Raw genomic sequence first — 18364 nt, 5'->3', positions numbered from 1 at the left:
GCTTACGACTACGCTGCGTCCTCAGTCGATCCCGCATTCTCGCCGCGGAGTTCGTCGACGAGTTTGCGCGTCCGTCGCTCACCGTCGCGACGCATCCGTTCGGCCTCCCGCTCATCGTCCTCGAACGCGTCGCGGTGTTCGTAGTAGTGCGCGAGCGCGCCGAAGAGGTCGGCCATCGAGATCCCGTACTCTCCGGCGACGACGTGCGGATCCTCCTCGGCATCGATCACGCGGCGCTTGATATCGCGCACAGCGATCCGCGTCCCCTCCACGCGCGGCTCACCGGAACGAATCGTCTCGTCCCGCACGATTGAGGTCATACCCGGGCGTACGGCTGATATCGGCTTAGTCTTTCGGGGATACCGGCCCCGTTTTAGCGCGGCGTCGAGCCGCTCCGTGAGCGCGTCGACTGTGGGCTCGACGCAGAAGCCGGCATCGACGTGACTGGACGGATCCGTACTGAACGGCGCCACTAAGTAGCATTACACCGAATTGGGAGGTATGAGCAGTATCGATATCCCATCCGACGTGCTAGATGCGATGGCGGCACCGCCCGAGGATCGGGAGCCGATCGTTCGGCAGGAACTCGCAGTCTCACTGTACCGGGAGGGATATCTCTCGTTCGGGAAGGCTCGGGAGCTCGCCGGGCTCTCGAAGGCGGCGTTCCACCGACTACTCGGTGACCGCAAGATCCAGCGCCACTACAAGGAGGCGGACCTCGCACTCGACGTTGCGTACGGGCAAGACTGACAGTTATCGTACACACGCCGCCGCTGTTGGCCCTCGCACTCATCGAACGGCTTCATCTCGTTGAAACTCAGATCGACGACGGGGTTGTTCCGACGACAGTCTGGGACGAACGTACGGAGACCCCTCGGCCAGAGAGAACTCGGGGACAGTTTGGGGTTTGTTGGAGTCTCGCCCAACACTTATACTGTTGGCCGTTGTCCCAACACGTAGGGGATGCCACAGGAGCCGCTCTTCCAGTATACGCATGTTGAAGCCGGCCTCGTCGAGAACGTCGTGCTTCGGCCGACCGATGATACCGAGACATACCCCTCTGGCTGGAAGTACACGCTCCACTTGGGCACCCTCGACGATCTCACACTCGTCCGGTACGACAACTCGCACGAGGACACGAAGGGCCACGAACACCACACCGCGGCCGGCGACAGAGACGACATCGAGTTTCCGGGGATGGAAGACCGACTCGTGGAGTTCTGGGCGAGCGCCGACGAGTACTGGGAGGCCGTCGGCGGTGACCCGCCCCGACCCCACTGATCGACCTCACCCGTCTCACCCATATCCCAATCATGACCACACTCCATATCACCGTCGGCGACCGCGAACAGCTCCGCCAAGACGCACTCCAGTTCGTCCGGGATGTCGACGCCGATGACCTCGACAACCAGGACGGAACGGCGACGCTCCAGTTCGGAACCTACGACGACTTCGTCGACAGCCTCACCCCGCTCCGCCTCGAGCTCATCCGCGCGATCGCGGCAGAGACCCCTGAGAGCATGCGCGAGGCGGCCCGGCTCGTCGATCGCGACGTGTCGGATGTCCACTCAGACCTGAAGCAGCTCGACGTGTTAGGGATCCTCACCCTCGAAGAAGGCGGCCCCAGCGGCGCGATCCAACCCATCGTCCCGTTCGATCGGATCGAGGTCCACATCGACTATCCCCTCCTCGATCGCGGCGACGCCGATACCGCTGCGAGTGCGTAGCGGGAGCACGCGGGCACGACATCTCACCACGCGCCGTCGATGGCGCGTCGATAGGCTGTTTCTGCTTGCTCGGCAATCGCGTCCCAGTCGTACTGTCGGGCGTGGGCGACGGGCGATGTCGGTGAGCGGGCACCACCTAGTGCGGCGTCGAGCCGCTCCGTGAGTGCGTCGACCGTGGGCTTGACGAGGAAGCTGGCGTCAGCGATTACTTCGTCGGCGGCCGACTCCGGATGATCGGCCGCGATAACGGTACAGTCCGCCGCCATCGCCTCCAAGAAGGTGATCCCGAACCCCTCGCGGGTGCTCGGCGACCCGAACACGTCGGCGGCCCGCATGTGGCCGAGCACGTCCTCGTAGTCGTCGAGAAAGCCCAGCATCTCGACGCGGTCGGCGTGGGTTAGCGTGTTCGCCTGTGCGGCCAGCGCGTCGCGTTCGGGGCCGTCGCCAATGACCCCGAGCGTGGCGTCGTGGTCGGCGGTGACCGCGTCGAACGCCTCCAAGAGCACGTCGACGTTCTTGTGCTCGATCAGCCGGCCCGCGAAGAGCACGTCGTAGCCCCCATCGCCGTCGTCGCCGGGGAGCGGCGCGGTGCGAACCTGCTCGACGTCGATCCCGTTCGGCACGATCTCGATATCCTCGCGGTCGGGGCCGATGGCGGCGAGCCGATCGGCCGTGATCGCCGAGATCGCGGTGGGGTGGGTCTTTCTGCAAACGTTATTTCTTTATTCCGTCACGAGTCGTCGCAGACCGCGTCTCGCAGCTCCGCGTGGAGTTCTGGATGGTGTTCTTTCAGGATTGCCGCATCGTCTTGCAGCTCTTCGATGCGACTCCGGATCCGATGGACCGTCTGGTACTCCTTTTCTGCGGAGATGTCTGCGTCTCCACGGATCCGTTCCCGGTCCGTCGTGGTCATGATGGCTCGGTATTTTCCCACGCCGGGTATCTGTCGTGCCATCCACTTCTACATTGATTTCTCCGCACTTTAACTTTGCTATGGTGCTAATGTTTGCTTTGGAGCAAAGTTATTTGGCGCTGGAGAGCGTTGGATCTGTTGAGAAGTGCGGAATCGGTCATGAAAATGGCCACTGGGTGTTCTAGCACCCACTGACCGCGCTTCGCTACCCACGAAGCATGACGCAATCCGATCCAACACGACAAGAACCTGTTGTCGACGACGAACAGACCGTTCTCGGTCCACCACTCTGTGAGTGTCCCGTCTGTGGTGCCATTGGACTCCCGGAGCGGATCGAGGATCACGACTGTCAGACGTTCCGTGCCACCGAGGGGTTGTGATGAGTGAAAACATCGAATCCGCGGCAGCGTTTCAAGACGTGTACGTACGGATCCGGACGGATCTGCTCGTCATCGGCGATTCGATCCTGACTGACCGCCATCACGCCTCGAACGGGAACTACGAGGACGACGACCCGCAGAACCAGATCGGCGGCATCATCCCAGCATTCCCGCTGTCCGGCTGGCTGCGTCACGGGATGGAAGCGGTCGTTCAACAATACGGCGGCACGGCGTGTCACCCTGGCGAATCAAACGCGAACTTCAAAAAGAGGGACGTGTACGACCGCGATCTGGACGCCGGCTATCACGAAAAAGGGGCGTGCGTCGACGACCCGAACGCAGACGGTGGGTGCGTGATATTCGATCTCTTCGGGGGGTTCGGCGGCGTTCCCGGGAAAGTGATGAGGCGACCGATCAAATTCAATCCGGTTCGGACTGCTGTTGATTACACGCGCGGACAGGCTGAGGGCCACTACCGACGGCTCACTCGACATGTCGCCTCGCGCAACGCCGATGACAATCGTGAATCGCTCCGAAGTGTGGAACTGGACGCCGTCGCAAATCTCGACGGCTGCTGGCAGCTCTCCTTTCGCGAGACGAAACCCGAGTTCCTCGGCTTACTCTGTGAAAGTCTCGAGTATCTTGATGCGCATAACACCGACTTCATACACCAACTCGGCGGTGCGCGCAACTTCGGTGCGGGAATCGTCGATACGCATCTGATCAACCCGCTTTATGAAGACCACGAGCTGAAACGCGTCTTCAACCGCAGCCGAGGCACCACCAAGGCGATGGACGAAAAAGACGAGCAATGGGCTAGCGAGTACCGGCCCGCGTTCGTCGACGCCCTTGAGACGCGCATCGAGGAGGAGACAGCATGAGCGAGCAGCCACCAGCTCACGAGCAGTCGGCGACCCGTGAAGAGGAACTGCTCGTTGCCTACCGTCACGACGCCCACAAGCTGAACGGCCGATCTCACGCCGCTGCTGTCGACCAGATCGCTGGTGTCCGCGTGAACCAGTCGGTTCCCTACGGGGCAGATCGCGATGCTGCCGCGCTGAGTCGTCCCAGCGGCGAACCAACCACGACGGTGGACAGCCACACGTCACCGTATCGGCTCTCGCTCGTCGACGGTGAGAGTCGGAACCCTCTTTCAGATGTCACGCGGACCGACATTGAGCATGCCGTTCGGGAGCTGCTCTCCGAGACCGATCCCGAAGCCGCCCATTACGTGTGGTTGACCAGCGATCTCGCCGCGCTGTTCAACGAGGCCGTCTCATACCCATACACGTCGCTGAAGTACCATACGCTGCTCGTGGCGGCGCTTCTCGACAACTATCGGGACGGTCATTCGTTTTCCGACCTTCGGCTGGTCGTCGACGACGCTGAGACGATTATTCCCCATCGAACCGTGTTCGCGGGTGATCGATTCGCACTTCGGATTACCGCGGCGGAGCCCAATCAGCCGTCCACGGGGCTCGGGGATCGACTGCGCAGATCGTGGGCGTCGATATGGACCCAGCTGCCGACACACCCGATCGACACGGATCATGCGACTGAGGACAGGATCCTCGATGCGAACCTGCGGCGCATCCGATCGTGGAGCACCGCACTCCAGTACATCGAGGAGTACGGGGCGGTGTTCGACTCATGACGCTGATCCAGCAAGTCCACTGGGAACTCGACATGGACTATCTGGGACATCCGTACTACGTGTCAGGCAACGCCATTCGCCACGCGCTCGCGCAGCAACTATCACAGGATCGGCATCAACAGCTCCACGCCAGTCACGGGATCTTCGTCCCCGGGCAGTTCGGTACGTTCCCTACAGCTCACTCACAGAATGGATTTCGGCCTTACCTCGGGACTGGCCTTCCCGAGGTCGAAGCCTATGCCGATCTCTTCGTTCACCGACGCCCAACCCATCGGTGGCTGTTGGACTCCCGGCCGCGAGACGCGCTGAACACCCACGACATTCGTGTTCATAGCGGACAGCCGGGGTTCGCACACGAAACGATCATGGGACGACCGGACGACGCGCGGAAACAACAACAGACGACGAAGTGGTACCTCAACGCCTACCTTCACGCCGATCGCGATGATGTTCTCCCCCTTGAACAAGAGGTACTTGATGGGCTCCAGTTCGGCGGGAAGCGCAACTATGGGTACGGAACGACTCGGTTTAAAGAAACGCAGCTTGTTGATCTCGACGCGCTTGATTACTCGCGGGTTCGTGAGAGCGAACGTTTTCGTCTCGAACTCGTGACGCCATTCGTGCTCGAATCCGAGTACCCGAACACCGTCGATGTGGACGTGCCGTGGTGGTGGAGTGTGGAACGGGACGCGTTGCGGGAACGCACCGAACAAATCGTCGAACAGCGTGACACGTACGCGCTTCGGACGATCGATCACGGGCAGGTTGTGGCATATGCGGGTGACCGCCCGGTCGAGACTGCCAAGAAGGGTGTCCTTCGTGTGGGCAGCCACTCGAAGTACGGGTTCGGTGAGCTGCGAGTCGTGCCCGCTGACACCAGCAACTAGAGCTCGTGTGTGACGGGGGTATTGCGGTGTCGTTGGAACTCGTGGAGGCGAGAGAAAATCCGAACTCTCCTACCGAAACGTCCCTCCTGAGAGGACGGACGATCCCCCCGGTAGCTAGACCAATACGCGAGGTCTCACTGGGAGTTGTCGATGGTCTGCTGATAGACGTGTTCAGCCTGCTCGGCAACTCGATCCCAGTCGCATTTCTTGGCGTGTGTCACGGGCGATGTCGGTGGGCGGCTGCCCTCTAGTGTGGCATCAAGCTTCCGTGTAAGCGATGTGACTGTGGGTTCAATGAGAAAACCCGCGTCACCGATCACCTCGTCGGCAGCTGAGTCGGGGTGATCGGCCGCGATCACGGTACAGTCTGCCGCCATCGCCTCGGCAAAAGTTAACCCAAACCCTTCCCGCGTACTTGGAGAGACGAAGACGTCCGCGGCTCGCATGTGACCGAGTACATCCTCATAGTCGTCGAGAAAGCCGAGGAAGTCGACACGGTCGGCATGCGTGAGCGAGTTACGTTTCGTTTCGAGCCGATCTCGTTCAGGACCGTCACCGATGATTCCGAGGGTGACATCGTGCTCGGCAGCGATGTCATCGAACGCATCAAACAGGACGTCCACATTCTTATGCTCGATGAGCCGGCCCGCAAAGAGCACGTCATAGCGCTCCTGTGGGAGTGGCGCCGTTGTGATCTGCGCAACGTCGATCCCGTTCGGAATGATCTCGATGGTTTCGCGGGCAGGGCCGATGTCGGCCAGATTATCCGCGGTGATCGACGACACCGCTATCGGCTGTTGCGGTACTCGTGCGGTGACGCGCTCGGTGATTTTTCCAAAGGGCGCGAGGTGTCCGAGGTACTCCTCCCAGTAGTCGCCCCACACCTCGTGCCAGGTCGTGACGAGGGGCGTGTCCGTCCGGAGGCTCGCGAGCTTCGTCGAGAGGACCGGGAAGTACGGGAAGACGCTGGCGACGACCACGTCGTGTTCGTTGTTCCGGAGCCGCCTGCGAAGGGGCGGCAGCGCCCGGGCCGCGAAGTCGACCGCCTCGGTGATGGAGCGCCGGTCCTCGGCGTAGAGGTCCGCCTCGGGCGCGACCGCGCGGAGCGTCATCCCCTCGTGGGCGATCTCCCTCGGCCCGTCCCAGAAGTGCCGACCGTACACGGTGACCTCGTGGCCCCGATCGGCGAGGCGCGTGCCGATCTCGTGGATGCGCTTTTCGGCGCCTCCCGTTATGTACGGATATACAACATTACTCACAAAGGCTATACGCATTATAATATTAGTGTATTTATTATTATAATAATGTTCCGATCTTATATGTGAATATAATTAGTATGTTTATTTACAGAATCTAAACTCCCCGAAACTATATCGGTGATTCTATGTGAAATGAGTCTGTATTGGACAAGTGATGGCAAGTCATATGAAAATTGTTCATTTCTATGATGGTCATGAAAAAACGTACAGGGGACGGGGTTCGGTTCCAACCGTTGTATGGAACATAGCAAAAGGAGTGTCTGATATCGGTCATGACGTTTCTATTATTGAGCGTAAGTGGGACAAACTAAGTTCTAAAACTATCAAAGATGGAGTTAATTTTCATAGATTAAATTTGTCTATAGGGTCAGATGAACCTTGGATAGATATACCATATGAAATGGTAGGTACACTTAAAGGAACTATTCGTCTAATATTTAGCCGGTTAGAATTTGCATTGAAAATAAAACCAATATTAGAACGGTTAGATCCGGATATAATTCATTGTCATTTACCCTTTGCTGCAAATTTAATTACCCTATTTTTCCCAAAATTTCGACATAAAATAATATACACTGCTCATCTTGGAGAAACCAATAAACGGGTGACTGAGCCGATGTTTTCACCAGATGTTTTCTTAGCAAAACGATCTAGTATTACAACAGTTTTGAATGAGAAAATGAAAGGTGCTTTTGAAGAAAGTGGTGTGGACGAACAAAAATTGCGTATAGTTCCAAATGGTGTTGACATAGACCAGTTTATGTCTAAAAAGGACTACAATAATGAGAAGCCACTTGTGCTATTTGTTGGAACAGTAACCCCCAGAAAACGAGTTATAGATCTTGTCGAAGCAGCCTCCAGAACCAAAGATATTGATTCAAAATTTATCATCGCGGGAAAAACAGACATTGATGAAGAATATTATTCTAAAGTAAAACAAAAAATATTAAAATATGGTTTAGAGGACCGATTTGAATTTACTGGATTTGTATCTAATGAGCACATTCAAAAATTATACTCTAAAGCAGATATTTTTGTTTTACCCTCACAAGAAGAGGGTTTTGGGATGGTTGTAACAGAAGCAATGGCTGCAGAGACACCAGTAATTGGAACACATGTAGGTGGCATTCCTCTTCAAATCAATAATGGAGTAAATGGGTTTTTATATGACCCTGGCGATGTCAATGCCCTCTCGAGCAGTTTACGGGAACTCCTTTTAAATCCAAGTATGCGTAGAAAATTAGGGGAAAGAGGACGTGCGATCGCAGTTCAAAATTTCTCTTGGGAATCGATATCAAGGAAGTTTGAGAATATATATCAGGAAATATCAGATAGTACTGAATAATAAACAGATCTTCTTAGAGTTAAAATATTCCAAGAAAGACGTAATAGACGAATATTTTCATTTTGCTGAGACATAATCAAGATCTTAGTAGTACTATACAGATGTCCATCTGGAATACTTAAAAGAACTACGTGGAGTACCAGATAAATTTTCTCAAGATTATTACTAATAGCCTTCTTACAAGCTATTTATATCCTAATGCTTGGAGGTGTTCGTCAAGGTCTGGATCATCAGCCGGTTCTTTTTCAGCAATATTGACACTATGTGTTTTATTGTCTGTTGCACTTGTTACAACCCAAGGAACTTTTTTCAACTGGGGATGTGGGAAACCTGCAGCATGACCGATCCCAAATGAAAATAATTCTCCGTGATCTGCAGTTATTACAACTTTTTCGGCATCCAAGTTCTGCAAGAGTAACTCTACAGAATCTAAAACGTACCGGAGATTGTCCAGATATGAGTCCCATACTTTATCTTTTGAAACGCCATCTCGTATTGCCCAGAACGGGGTTTTTTCGTAATCCCTCATTTTGCCTTCATTGAGGGCATGATAAAGATATGGTGCGTGAGGCTGCATATAGTGGACAATCAGCCGTTCCTGGTTTCGTTCACGGCCTGCTTTAATAGCATGGTTAGTAAGGTCCTCTGCAAATGGAGCTGCGCCGAACTCATTATTTTCTGATAACTGCCAAAGTTCTTCTAAATGGTGAAAATCGTTAGCATCGACAAGGTCTCTCCGAAGTAATTTATTGAATTTTTTATTAGACCGTATATATGTATCTTGCGTCACCGTAAATGACATATAGTCAACTGGATCTTCTTTAAGCCAGCGTGTGAATCCATTCCCAGAAATATATGTGGTATTCTGAATCTGGTCAAGGTATTTCTCAGTAAAGGTCTTTAGGAGCCATTCTTTTGACGTACTCCCGACAGACCATTTAGCCTCAACATCTTCTATAAGATCATATTCATCAGAGACGGCTCTAAGTACATCAACTCTGCATGCGTCAAGCACAATTAGCGTATCCCAGTTAGTCTCAAAAATATTCTTCCCTAACGGAGATCTCGTTGTTACCCACATCCAAGAAAGAAGATATATCGAATACATTTGTCGTGGTAATTGGTTTGTAAATATTCTTTTCTTTAATTTTTGTCTAATTCCCATACTACCGATTGCTGACTATTCGTGATAGTACTTTCCCTTTTGTAGAGTGAATTTTTGATACTGGAGATCTAAGTCAAAAAAGATATTTCCGCATCAGCGGTGGTTAACCGCGACTGAAGCGTTTTTATGGATGTAGCGAACCTGTTCCAGTGCGTTCGCCGGTATAATGGTGTTTCCTTGTTCCTGCTAACATTTTACCGAATAGACAGAACTGAAAGTATAGAGTATTAGCAGTGACTGTGCGAAAATTCTGCTTGTATAGTCAATAGTAAAACCGAGAGATCTCAATTGCTTAAAAACATATTCAGCTAACCTGACTCATTTATTTTCGTCACCGTAGTAGGGTCGCAGATAGAGGTCTGAACAGACCTCCACCTGCTAGGGGGCAGTTCGTCAACATTCTGCCGGAAGAGTGTGTTAGCGACTTGTTCGATCCGTTCCAGCACGAACTTCGTCCGCAGGTAGTTGGGAATCGTGTCTGTCAATGGTGAGATTTCACTGGAGTTGCAGAGGGTGGAGATCAAGGTATCGTCAGCGGTTGTACCGAGAAGACCACATGACCTCTAATCGAATTCTATGTTGTTGTGAGAGAATATTCCTCGACAAATCGGCCGACGAAGAATTAAGTAGGTTTTCATGGGATTTCACTATCTGCTTGCTGCTGGTGTTGGTCACCTCGTCCGCAAGCAGACATCTAATTAACTAGCTTAGTGGGTACTGGATCCGGATCATAGTATCGTCAACCGTGTAATGTAATTCAAACTCAGACTAGATTCCGGATGTAAATTACTTGTGAACCATGAACTGTAGATCGAATCCAATCAAAACAAATCTCCCAGAAAATAGGATAGAATTTAAAAATAACACGACAAATTAACTTGAATACTGAGCTTCATTACCAGCTTTGCTATTGCTTCTCACTTCACAAAGTTCAATTCTCATCTGAACACTACACGTTTAACTATTGTGATCTAAAAATCAGAATAAAATTCATATACTTTCATATACGATACGAACATAATTATAATTGTCGATATAATATATCATGCTTTGAGGCAACCGATCGAAAGCTATGATTATCACGATACTGTCTTAGACGCTCTCTTAAATAGTCTTGATGTTGATCTGATTTAATTAATGATTTTATCTTTTTACTAAAATCTGATGGGTCCCCTTCCTTAGCAAGTTCGATACAATCCCAGTCTTCATTAATTGAGCAAAAACTTTCGCAATCACTTGCTACGACTGGTAACGTATAAGCAGCACACCAATTAAATATACCACTTTGATTAACACGATTTACTATACCTGACATTTCAACTGTTTTATAAGGTAATACTGCAATATCACCCGCAATAAATGCAGCGTGAAATCGTTCTTCTGGTAAATGACCTGTGATCTCTAAGTTCGACGGTGCATTCTCTCTAAGATATTCTGAATATGGAGTACTCGAAGTTGATGTACCTCCAGCAATCATGAAATTGTACTCCGGCAATTCCTCTGCTATCTCAATAAGAAGATGGTTTCCCTTTTGCTTGCTAATATATCCCGGTTGAACTATTAGTGTTGATTCTGTGTCTATTCCCAGTTTTTTTCTTGCAATCTCTTTAGACATATTATATGTCTGGGAAATCGGAGAACCGTGAGGAATTATCTGACTATCTACACTACCGGACCTAACTTGAAATCTATCCCGTGATTGTGTAGATAAAAATATAATTTCGTCAGAACTAGCTACTATCATACCATTTAGAAAAAGAATATAGTATTTTTTTATCTCTTGAAGATGTCCACTGACAAGATCGGGATTTAATCCTTCATGGATCGTAATTACAATGGGAATAGTAAATATTTTTTTTGCTATTAGAAGAGATAAAAAGAAGGGGATCATGTAAACTGCTCCTGTCCCGAATAAGCCATATTCATGCTGAATATGAACAATATCTCCCGTCTGATATGATTGAAATACAGCTCTTATATATCTCAATGGGTTTTTACTTTTGTGTGGTAAATGGACTATTTCAGTAAGTATTTTCTCTTTTGTATGTTCACTATTACGCTCAATTGACTCAGAAAGATCACGTGTATATGAACCTATTCCATTTGTTTCAGAATCTTTTGGTGCTATTATTGCAATTTTTTTCATTTTAAAATTATTTAAATTGTTCTTCTGGTTCCAATTCGTATGTCAACAAACCAACTCAGAACTATATTAGACTTACGAACAACATTGACTACCTCAATCAATTAAAAAACACTCCTATAAGAGAGAAAATGTATTCTAATTAGTTCTAATACATTCTAACGTTAGATCAACATTGAGTTACAGCTGACGAGTCTATTTCTATCGTTTGAATACAAATAGTCACCCATACCAATATTCTTCGTAGATTTTCCACTAAATCCAACTTTTAGATAGGTTTCTGATGCTGGTCCTGTAAATATCAATGAATCTTTACATTTTGAATCTATTATCCAAGAAGAGTCAGCCTTTGAGACTGTTTCTACTGAGCTGTGTTTTAACATAGCTCGATAAGGCTGGGTAGGGGTTATCGGCGTAGTACTATATTTTTCTGTCCATGCTAACGCAGCAGGATCTTGCTCTGTATATCCAAAGGCTGGCTCCCCAGCTTCAAATTGCGGATCAGCTTCGATATTTACGTGATGATATGGAAATGCAAGTAAATTCAGCAATATCAATACATATGCTATCTTATACATATAGTCTCTTGATACAGATTTGCTCAGAATAATAAAGAATAAAGGTATAATAAATACCCATGAGAAGTTCACAATTCTCCAACCTCCAAGTACAGAATTTGTTGTCCAGATAGTGACAACGATGGCAACATGGGCACAAGCAGCTAATAAAAGGAAAATTTCAATATCAGATCCGAATAGTAGTTTCTCCTTTTTCAATCTGAATAGGTAGAAAGCAATAATGAGGAATCCGATGCAATACACCTTCCAAGATCGCCATTCCAATCGAAATGTAGTATACAATGAGTCTGGTGAGAGTGTTGCTCCTCCAGCCTGGACAAAATTGGTAGATATTCCGAGTACTGGTCTAATAATTGGAGTAATACCCAAGCTAAGTGGGGTTGTATATATCAGCGACCAATAACCTAATACTATTATAAATATCGAAATGATTGGAGTTATTCGAACTTGGAGAGTGTTTTTAACAGAAACTCCCACCTTTGTTAAGAGGTCTCGACTGTGAATAGTAATGATTAGAGATATAGCAGTTATTAATAAGAGTAATGTAGACAGATGATGAGTAACTACTGTTGTTAGTGTTATAACTGGGAGAATGTATATCATTCTAACATCTGAAGTTCTGAAATAGATTAGTAAAATCCAAGCAACAAAAATAGCAAGGGGAAGACCGAGTGTTTCTTTAACAACGTACGAATGGAACTCAATAAACCACCAATTACTAAGGATAAAAATGCAGATTAAACTGGGTTTTGTTTCTGTTAGTTCCGTACACCACAAGAATAGAAATACCGAGAGAATTCCAACAAGTGAAATAGCAATTAAATCAAATGAATATCTGATATTGAGTCCCAGTATTTCAGAAAAGAGTGCAAAAAAATGCCAAGAGCCCCCTTGAGATATAAATTCACCTTCTGCCACAGATCTTGTGAAATAAAGAGAAGATGGTTCATCCCATCCAAATAAGAAATATGCTGGAAAGCGGTTCATTCCCGCTAATATTATTGCAAATACTGGTATAGAGATCATCTTGAGGATTTTATTATTTGCATAGAAAAAAATACCTATGAGAGAGAGAATAGGTCCAACCCCGAAGAGCAATTGTCCCGCGTGTATACCATTTACTTGTGGTACATTAAAAATGCCAGAGAGGGCAGAGAAGGCCAATCCTAAGCAGCAAAAAATAACCAATTTTTTTGTAGAACTAGTAACACTGTACATCTTGAATTTGGATCGGTGTGCCATGCTTATTAATGTACTCTCTTTCTATGGCGGGTTCAGATAAGAATGAAGAGTGAGGCGGCGTTTTGTTTTCTGAATTGCTCATGACAAAATATTCATGAATCAATAGTAATACTGTGAGGAACAAGAAGAGACACTGAGATCGTTGATGAAGCCCTGTATTCAGCTCCAATTCGCCAGGTTAATACTTTCGAATACGTTCTATTCTTGAGATATTCGGTGTCGAGTATGCTCGATCAACTGTCCATAATCGTGTTGGCAAGCCCGATCTGCACCCCCAAAGCTAGGTAGTGTCTGGGTTATATTGCAGTTGACAATGCCGTAATTCAGATTAACGATAACACGATTTGCTGAACACTGCTGCGGATCCTCAATTAAACGGGATTCTACGTATGAAAGATGGATCTACAAAAGTACATGTGTTCCCAGAAAAGTTTTTCGAATAATTCCGTGGAAATACGATATAGATGACGCGATCTTCCTAGTTGATGGTGCGGTTTCTCTTTATTGAGGCCTCTCCCAAGCACAGCCGTAATACGAATGGCATAGAAATCGGAATAGTACTAAACATATATTTTGTGAGGTGACACGACTAATGTTCCTATTTCTCAAACTGTTTCAATAATACCAAAGCAAAAACTGCTGACGAGTGGCTTATATCGTACCTTTTGCCCTGGAATCAGTTTACCTGAACACTACTCTTAGTCAAAGATTTTATTATACGGGTCTCTTCATTTGAAGTATGAACTCACCAAATATCGTATTTTTGTTATTGGACGCTGCACGTGCTGACCACTTTTCTTGCTATGGTTATCACCGAGAAACTACACCATATATTGATACGCTCGCTAAAGATGGAAGTTTTTATAATAACGCTTACTCCAATTCTATTTGGAGTCTCCCAGCATACGCATCTCTTTTTACAGGAAAATATCCCTCATCTCATGGAGCAGTAGATTGGAGCAAATCAATCGATCCTAACTCAAATATATTAGTTAATAATATTAACAAATATGGTTATGAAACCTCTGCAGTTACGACTCATTTACTCACTTGCGGTCACGGAATTGCTGACGCATTCGACCAGGCTACATGGATTAAAAATCCTAGCAGACTTCCATACCCTGACGACCCAGTTATCGAATCTATTGAAAGAGATTTATACTCCGGTAAGAGTTTGATCGATTCAATACCTAGTGCATTAAAAACTCTATATAAAGATCGTTCCTTTGAAACATTACCAAATGCTTTTTCATATACCCTTCGTGAAGTAAAATATAGAACTGGTTACTGGGAAGATGATGGTGCATCTAACATTATCGAACAATCAAAACACATTATCGATGAAGCGTCGGATCCATTTTTTCTCTTTGCTAATTTTGTTGAAACCCATGACCCTTATCGTCCTCCAAAAAAATATATTGACAAGTTTCTACCAGAATCAGTAAGTATTTCTGAGGCGAATCAGGTTGCTCAAAATAATATGGTTGATCTTTCTCTAGGCATTGATTCAATTTCTAGTCGAGAAAAAAAGATTCTGATCGCTCTTTACGATTCTGAGATTCGATATATCGATGATAAAATTAAGGAACTTTCAAACTATCTTAAAAAACAAGGAAAGCTTGATAATACTGTGTTTGTAGTTTGTTCTGATCATGGCGATCTCTTTGATGAATGGGGCCTATGGGGACATCAAGGAGCTATACACCGGAACCTTTGCCGGGTCCCTCTTATTGTCTCAGCCCCTTGGGAACAAAAAGACGAATATCATCATCCGGTTGAATTGAGACAGCTAGCAGAATACCTTCCAAAAATTGCATCAGGTAGCCAGATGTCAATACCGGAGAAAGAGGGGGCAGTTGTAGAATATCATGGTTGGGATTGTCAGATATCTAATGATCAATGGGATAAATTTGACGAAGATGAAAAGAAAAAATGGGGGACATACTCATCAAGCTACTTGACGAGAAACTGGCAGCTTCTGATTGATGCAAATGGAAATAAGAGTCTGTATTCTCGTGACGAGAAAATAGACGAAATAAATAATGATCACACCTCTAAGATTAACAAATTTGAAAATATAATTTTGGAGTCAGTTGGGAACCCGAGAGATAATCACGACACATATAGAGCGGAAGCAAATAAAAGCGAGAAAATTGAAAATATGAGTGATGAAGTTAAACAACACCTGAAAGATCTGGGTTACGCATAAAATAGACTAATCTGCTATGTAGAACATAAAGAGATAGTGTGACTCTAAAGGTAGAAGGAAGTAGAGAGTCGAATGTGACTCACGTTCTCCCACTTCGTTAAGCAATCCACGCCTCTAGCTCAAACGCTCTTGTGTAGCACATTGTTGATTTCAGAGAGTAGCTTTGATGGCGTGTTTGAGCGCTTTCGTCCGGGTTTGCGGTAGAGTTCTCGTCTGAGTTGGAACGCTCGGAGATACTGTGTGAGACGATCTTTTGAGATGCCTCGATGCGGCGAGAGCCACCGTCGCGCTAGCGACGCGTGGCTCTCGCAGGTGTTCACGTGGATCGTCTCGTCGGCGTACTCACCGTCTCCGTGAACGACGTATTCGCGGTCGAATTGATCGTCTTCTTCAAGCGGATCGTACGGCAAAATCCGTCGGTATAGACGGTGAGAGGCTCCTGCTGGCGGTCAGCCAGCAGGAGCTGAATCGTTGATTCGTCTGCGGATTTCGCCGGCACAACGTACCGCTGCTCGGTGCCACGATCCACGAGAACGAACACAGGCGGTTTGTCTTGATCATACGTTCCACGTCCGCGTCGAGAGAGGCCGCGAGCGCGACCAGCGGTCGCGCTCTCGCGGCCTTTTAGGCCGGCAGAGACGTAGAACTCGTCAATTTCGACCGGACCACGGAGCTCGAGTGACGGCGCGTCGAGCGCTTCGGTGAAGCGCTCGACACGCCTGTGGATCGTTTTGTAGGTAACTTCGATTTCGTACTGTAACTGCCTGAGACTCGTGTTAAACCGCAAAAACGCGTAGATCGAAAACAGCCACTTGCGGAGCGCAATCTTCGAATGAGCGAAGATTGTGCCGGTTTTATCGTTGAATGTGCGGCCGCAATCCTTACAGAGATACCGCTGAAACTGCCCATAGCTGCCGTTTCTGACCGTTCGGTCAGAACGGCAGCGGGGACAGGAAACACCGTCACGCCAGCGAACCTGTTGGAGCAGATCCGCTGCGACCGATTCCGACCCAAACGCATCTAGCGGAATCATTCGTGTCGGACACCGCTGACGCGGTGTCCTTGTCCTCTTCGACTCGATAGCGACAGCTCAGCAGTATCAACAATCTCCTACGGAAGAGCGTTCCCGGAAGCCGTCCGGTCTGAGGGCGTCTGATTCTTACTGCATCACGGCTGTTCGCACTACAATCACGTCCAACGCACAGTTGGAAAACAATTTAAACGACCAGCAACAGGTGCCGGAACTTCTTTTCGATTATTAAGGTGGATTCGGCCCGCTGTCCACCTTGTGCTTACTCCCGCGAGTTCCGGGAATTCGTTTTAACTGCCGTAGTTTACGACCTCGAACAGACATTCAGATAGTGATCTATGCCATCATCGGATTCAACGAAGGATGTTAATCAAGATTCCAGATACCGAACACATTGGTGCGTATCTTGGTAGATGATAGGGTAACTCCAAAGTAGAATAGAGCAGTAATTGTGATACTTATTGATAGTCCAAATACTGTGTAAAGATCAAATATCTCTTTAGTAAATAATACCAAAATAACTACAATTGCGCTATATGAAGACGTTTTAATTGAAGTTGATAAAATAGATATATTCACATACATTTTTAAATAATAATAATGTAATAGGGTATTTAGCGTATATGCAATTATAGTAGCGATGGCAGCACCGATAGCTCCATATCTAGAAATAAATATGTAATTTAAAAAGAGATTAGTAACAGTGCTATATCCACTTGCCTTTGCAGCTGCCGAGGGTAGGTTAATTGCATGTAATGCTTGTCCAACAATTGCATTAATGGATAAGAGAAATTTATGTACAGCTAAAATTGCTAATATAGATGCAGCAGCAGTATACTCTGATCCAAAGATTACAAACAGTATTTCATGAGAAATAAATATTAGCCCAACAACTGCTGGGATAGAAAGGTATAATGATGTAAACAAAGATCTGGAAGTGATTTCTTTTACTTTATCTAGTCGATCATGAGAAGATGCTTCGCTAACAGCCGGAAAAATCGTTGTACTAATTGCGTTAGCAATAATAGCAATTACCCCTGTAACTCTCCAAGCAGTCTCGTATAGCCCAACAGCCGTAGGATTAACCAGTAAGCCTAACATTGCGACATCAAGCCAACCAAATGAGAACCCGCTTACTGAGCTAATTAGATTATATTTTGAGTAATCTATAATAGAATTAAAAGAGTGTCTGTCTGGAATCGATATACCTACGTCGAGATAATATAAACCAAAGAGTAAGGCTAGAAAAGTCCCACATATATAACTAATAATAAGATATTGTATAGCGGTTCCTATTTTTATTATCAAAATGATACCTAGAAAAGCCCAAACAAATCTGTTGATAAATTTCATGCTTGCAGAAACTCCAATTTTTTTCTCTCCTTGAATAGCAAATAACACCGTTTCATACAAATTGAATATAACCACTGATAATAATACTAATGGAAAATAGTTTAGGCCAATGTAGTTGGTGACAAACTCACTAAAGATAATAAGTAATAGAGAAGAAACAAGTAACGCTATAGATTTCAGCATTAAACCAGAAGTAAATTCTTTAGAGTTTTTTCCATCTTCACTTATCCTCTTTTTAATTCCACCTTTTATGCCTAGATCAGCAAATATTGAAGTAAATATTAAAACTGATTCAAATAAATAGAAGGATCCAATGTTATCTGGTCCAAGAATTGATGCAAAATATGCTGTCGCAATGAAATAGATTATTTGACTAGCGCCTAAGGAAGTAAAAAGTTTGGACGCTTCTTTTCCGATGTTCATGCCGTTAGATGTTATACATCATGCGTTTAAGTGTTCGGTTCGCAGATAATAATCGT

General features: G+C 47.2%; 15 protein-coding genes and 4 pseudogenes. 9 read left to right on the top strand and 10 right to left on the bottom strand.

Features of this window, described 5'->3' with window-relative positions; all coding sequences use genetic code 11:
- Positions 1 to 8 precede the first annotated feature (8 nt).
- Positions 9 to 320, bottom strand: a complete 312-nt coding sequence (locus tag EO776_RS14220) for a DUF433 domain-containing protein (RefSeq protein ID WP_129452495.1) — start codon at positions 318 to 320, stop codon at positions 9 to 11.
- Between the two features lie 181 nt (positions 321 to 501).
- On the opposite strand from EO776_RS14220, the gene EO776_RS14215 reads away from it, so the two are divergent.
- The 3 genes from EO776_RS14215 (at position 502) to EO776_RS14205 (ending at position 1727) form a co-directional block, all read left to right on the top strand.
- Entirely contained in the window at positions 502 to 750 is a 249-nt protein-coding gene (locus tag EO776_RS14215) for a UPF0175 family protein (protein ID WP_129452494.1), read from the top strand.
- Between the two features lie 213 nt (positions 751 to 963).
- Complete coding sequence (locus tag EO776_RS14210) at positions 964 to 1281, top strand: toxin-antitoxin system TumE family protein (protein ID WP_121600451.1); 318 nt, start codon at positions 964 to 966, stop codon at positions 1279 to 1281.
- Positions 1282 to 1313: 32 nt separating this feature from the next.
- Complete coding sequence (locus tag EO776_RS14205; protein WP_129452493.1) at positions 1314 to 1727, top strand: HVO_A0114 family putative DNA-binding protein; 414 nt, start codon at positions 1314 to 1316, stop codon at positions 1725 to 1727.
- A gap of 23 nt (positions 1728 to 1750) precedes the next feature.
- Here EO776_RS14205 and EO776_RS14200 read toward each other — a convergent pair.
- A pseudogene (locus EO776_RS14200) lies at positions 1751 to 2425 on the bottom strand (glycosyltransferase); the annotation flags it as partial.
- A gap of 32 nt (positions 2426 to 2457) precedes the next feature.
- Positions 2458 to 2640, bottom strand: coding sequence for a hypothetical protein (locus EO776_RS14195; protein ID WP_129452491.1), 183 nt, complete (start codon positions 2638 to 2640; stop codon positions 2458 to 2460).
- 379 nt (positions 2641 to 3019) lie between these two features.
- On the opposite strand from EO776_RS14195, the gene EO776_RS14190 reads away from it, so the two are divergent.
- Genes EO776_RS14190 through EO776_RS14180 form a run of 3 tightly spaced genes read left to right on the top strand, consistent with a single transcriptional unit; the run spans position 3020 to position 5561 of the window.
- Positions 3020 to 3901, top strand: a complete 882-nt coding sequence (locus EO776_RS14190; protein ID WP_129452490.1) for a hypothetical protein — start codon at positions 3020 to 3022, stop codon at positions 3899 to 3901.
- A complete protein-coding gene (locus EO776_RS14185; RefSeq protein ID WP_129452489.1) occupies positions 3898 to 4674 on the top strand; it encodes a hypothetical protein in 777 nt (258 codons plus the stop codon). Before EO776_RS14190 ends, EO776_RS14185 begins: the two co-directional genes overlap by 4 nt.
- Positions 4671 to 5561, top strand: a complete 891-nt coding sequence (locus tag EO776_RS14180; RefSeq protein WP_129452488.1) for a hypothetical protein — start codon at positions 4671 to 4673, stop codon at positions 5559 to 5561. The genes EO776_RS14185 and EO776_RS14180 overlap by 4 nt, the downstream gene beginning before the upstream one ends.
- Before the next feature lie 134 nt (positions 5562 to 5695).
- Here the strand turns inward: EO776_RS14180 and EO776_RS14175 are convergent, their stop codons facing one another.
- On the bottom strand, positions 5696 to 6835 hold the full coding sequence (locus tag EO776_RS14175; RefSeq protein WP_129452487.1) for a glycosyltransferase family 4 protein: 1140 nt from the start codon (positions 6833 to 6835) through the stop codon (positions 5696 to 5698).
- A gap of 139 nt (positions 6836 to 6974) precedes the next feature.
- Between EO776_RS14175 and EO776_RS14170 the strand changes: the two genes are divergently transcribed.
- Complete coding sequence (locus EO776_RS14170; RefSeq protein WP_246041510.1) at positions 6975 to 8165, top strand: glycosyltransferase family 4 protein; 1191 nt, start codon at positions 6975 to 6977, stop codon at positions 8163 to 8165.
- Positions 8166 to 8349: 184 nt separating this feature from the next.
- Here EO776_RS14170 and EO776_RS14165 read toward each other — a convergent pair whose 3' ends face one another.
- The 4 genes and pseudogenes from EO776_RS14165 to EO776_RS14155 form a co-directional block, all read right to left on the bottom strand.
- Positions 8350 to 9180: a sulfatase-like hydrolase/transferase gene (locus EO776_RS14165; protein WP_129452485.1), complete on the bottom strand. Its 831-nt coding sequence runs from the start codon at positions 9178 to 9180 to the stop codon at positions 8350 to 8352.
- 474 nt (positions 9181 to 9654) lie between these two features.
- Positions 9655 to 9881 (bottom strand): annotated as a pseudogene (locus EO776_RS19415) (ISH3 family transposase); the annotation flags it as partial.
- Between the two features lie 470 nt (positions 9882 to 10351).
- Positions 10352 to 11476 (bottom strand): glycosyltransferase, encoded by a 1125-nt coding sequence (locus EO776_RS14160; protein ID WP_129452484.1) that lies wholly within the window; start codon positions 11474 to 11476, stop codon positions 10352 to 10354.
- A 161-nt stretch (positions 11477 to 11637) separates the two neighbouring features.
- Positions 11638 to 13215: a hypothetical protein gene (locus EO776_RS14155; protein WP_129452483.1), complete on the bottom strand. Its 1578-nt coding sequence runs from the start codon at positions 13213 to 13215 to the stop codon at positions 11638 to 11640.
- Positions 13216 to 13411: 196 nt separating this feature from the next.
- On the opposite strand from EO776_RS14155, the pseudogene EO776_RS19785 reads away from it, so the two are divergent.
- Both EO776_RS19785 and EO776_RS14150 read left to right on the top strand, forming a co-directional pair.
- Positions 13412 to 13982 (top strand): annotated as a pseudogene (locus EO776_RS19785) (IS6 family transposase); the annotation flags it as partial.
- Between the two features lie 50 nt (positions 13983 to 14032).
- On the top strand, positions 14033 to 15502 hold the full coding sequence (locus EO776_RS14150) for a sulfatase (RefSeq protein WP_129452482.1): 1470 nt from the start codon (positions 14033 to 14035) through the stop codon (positions 15500 to 15502).
- A gap of 150 nt (positions 15503 to 15652) precedes the next feature.
- On the opposite strand, the pseudogene EO776_RS14145 reads toward EO776_RS14150, so the two are convergent.
- A pseudogene (locus tag EO776_RS14145) lies at positions 15653 to 16535 on the bottom strand (IS1595 family transposase).
- A 363-nt stretch (positions 16536 to 16898) separates the two neighbouring features.
- Positions 16899 to 18308 (bottom strand): oligosaccharide flippase family protein, encoded by a 1410-nt coding sequence (locus tag EO776_RS14140; RefSeq protein WP_100050340.1) that lies wholly within the window; start codon positions 18306 to 18308, stop codon positions 16899 to 16901.
- Positions 18309 to 18364: the final 56 nt, after the last annotated feature.

The sequence above is a fragment of the Halorubrum ezzemoulense genome (assembly GCF_004126515.1).
Classification (GTDB): Archaea; Halobacteriota; Halobacteria; order Halobacteriales; family Haloferacaceae; genus Halorubrum; species Halorubrum ezzemoulense.
Note: the sequence above shows the minus strand (reverse complement) of the source record. Positions and strands in the feature narration are given on the sequence as shown.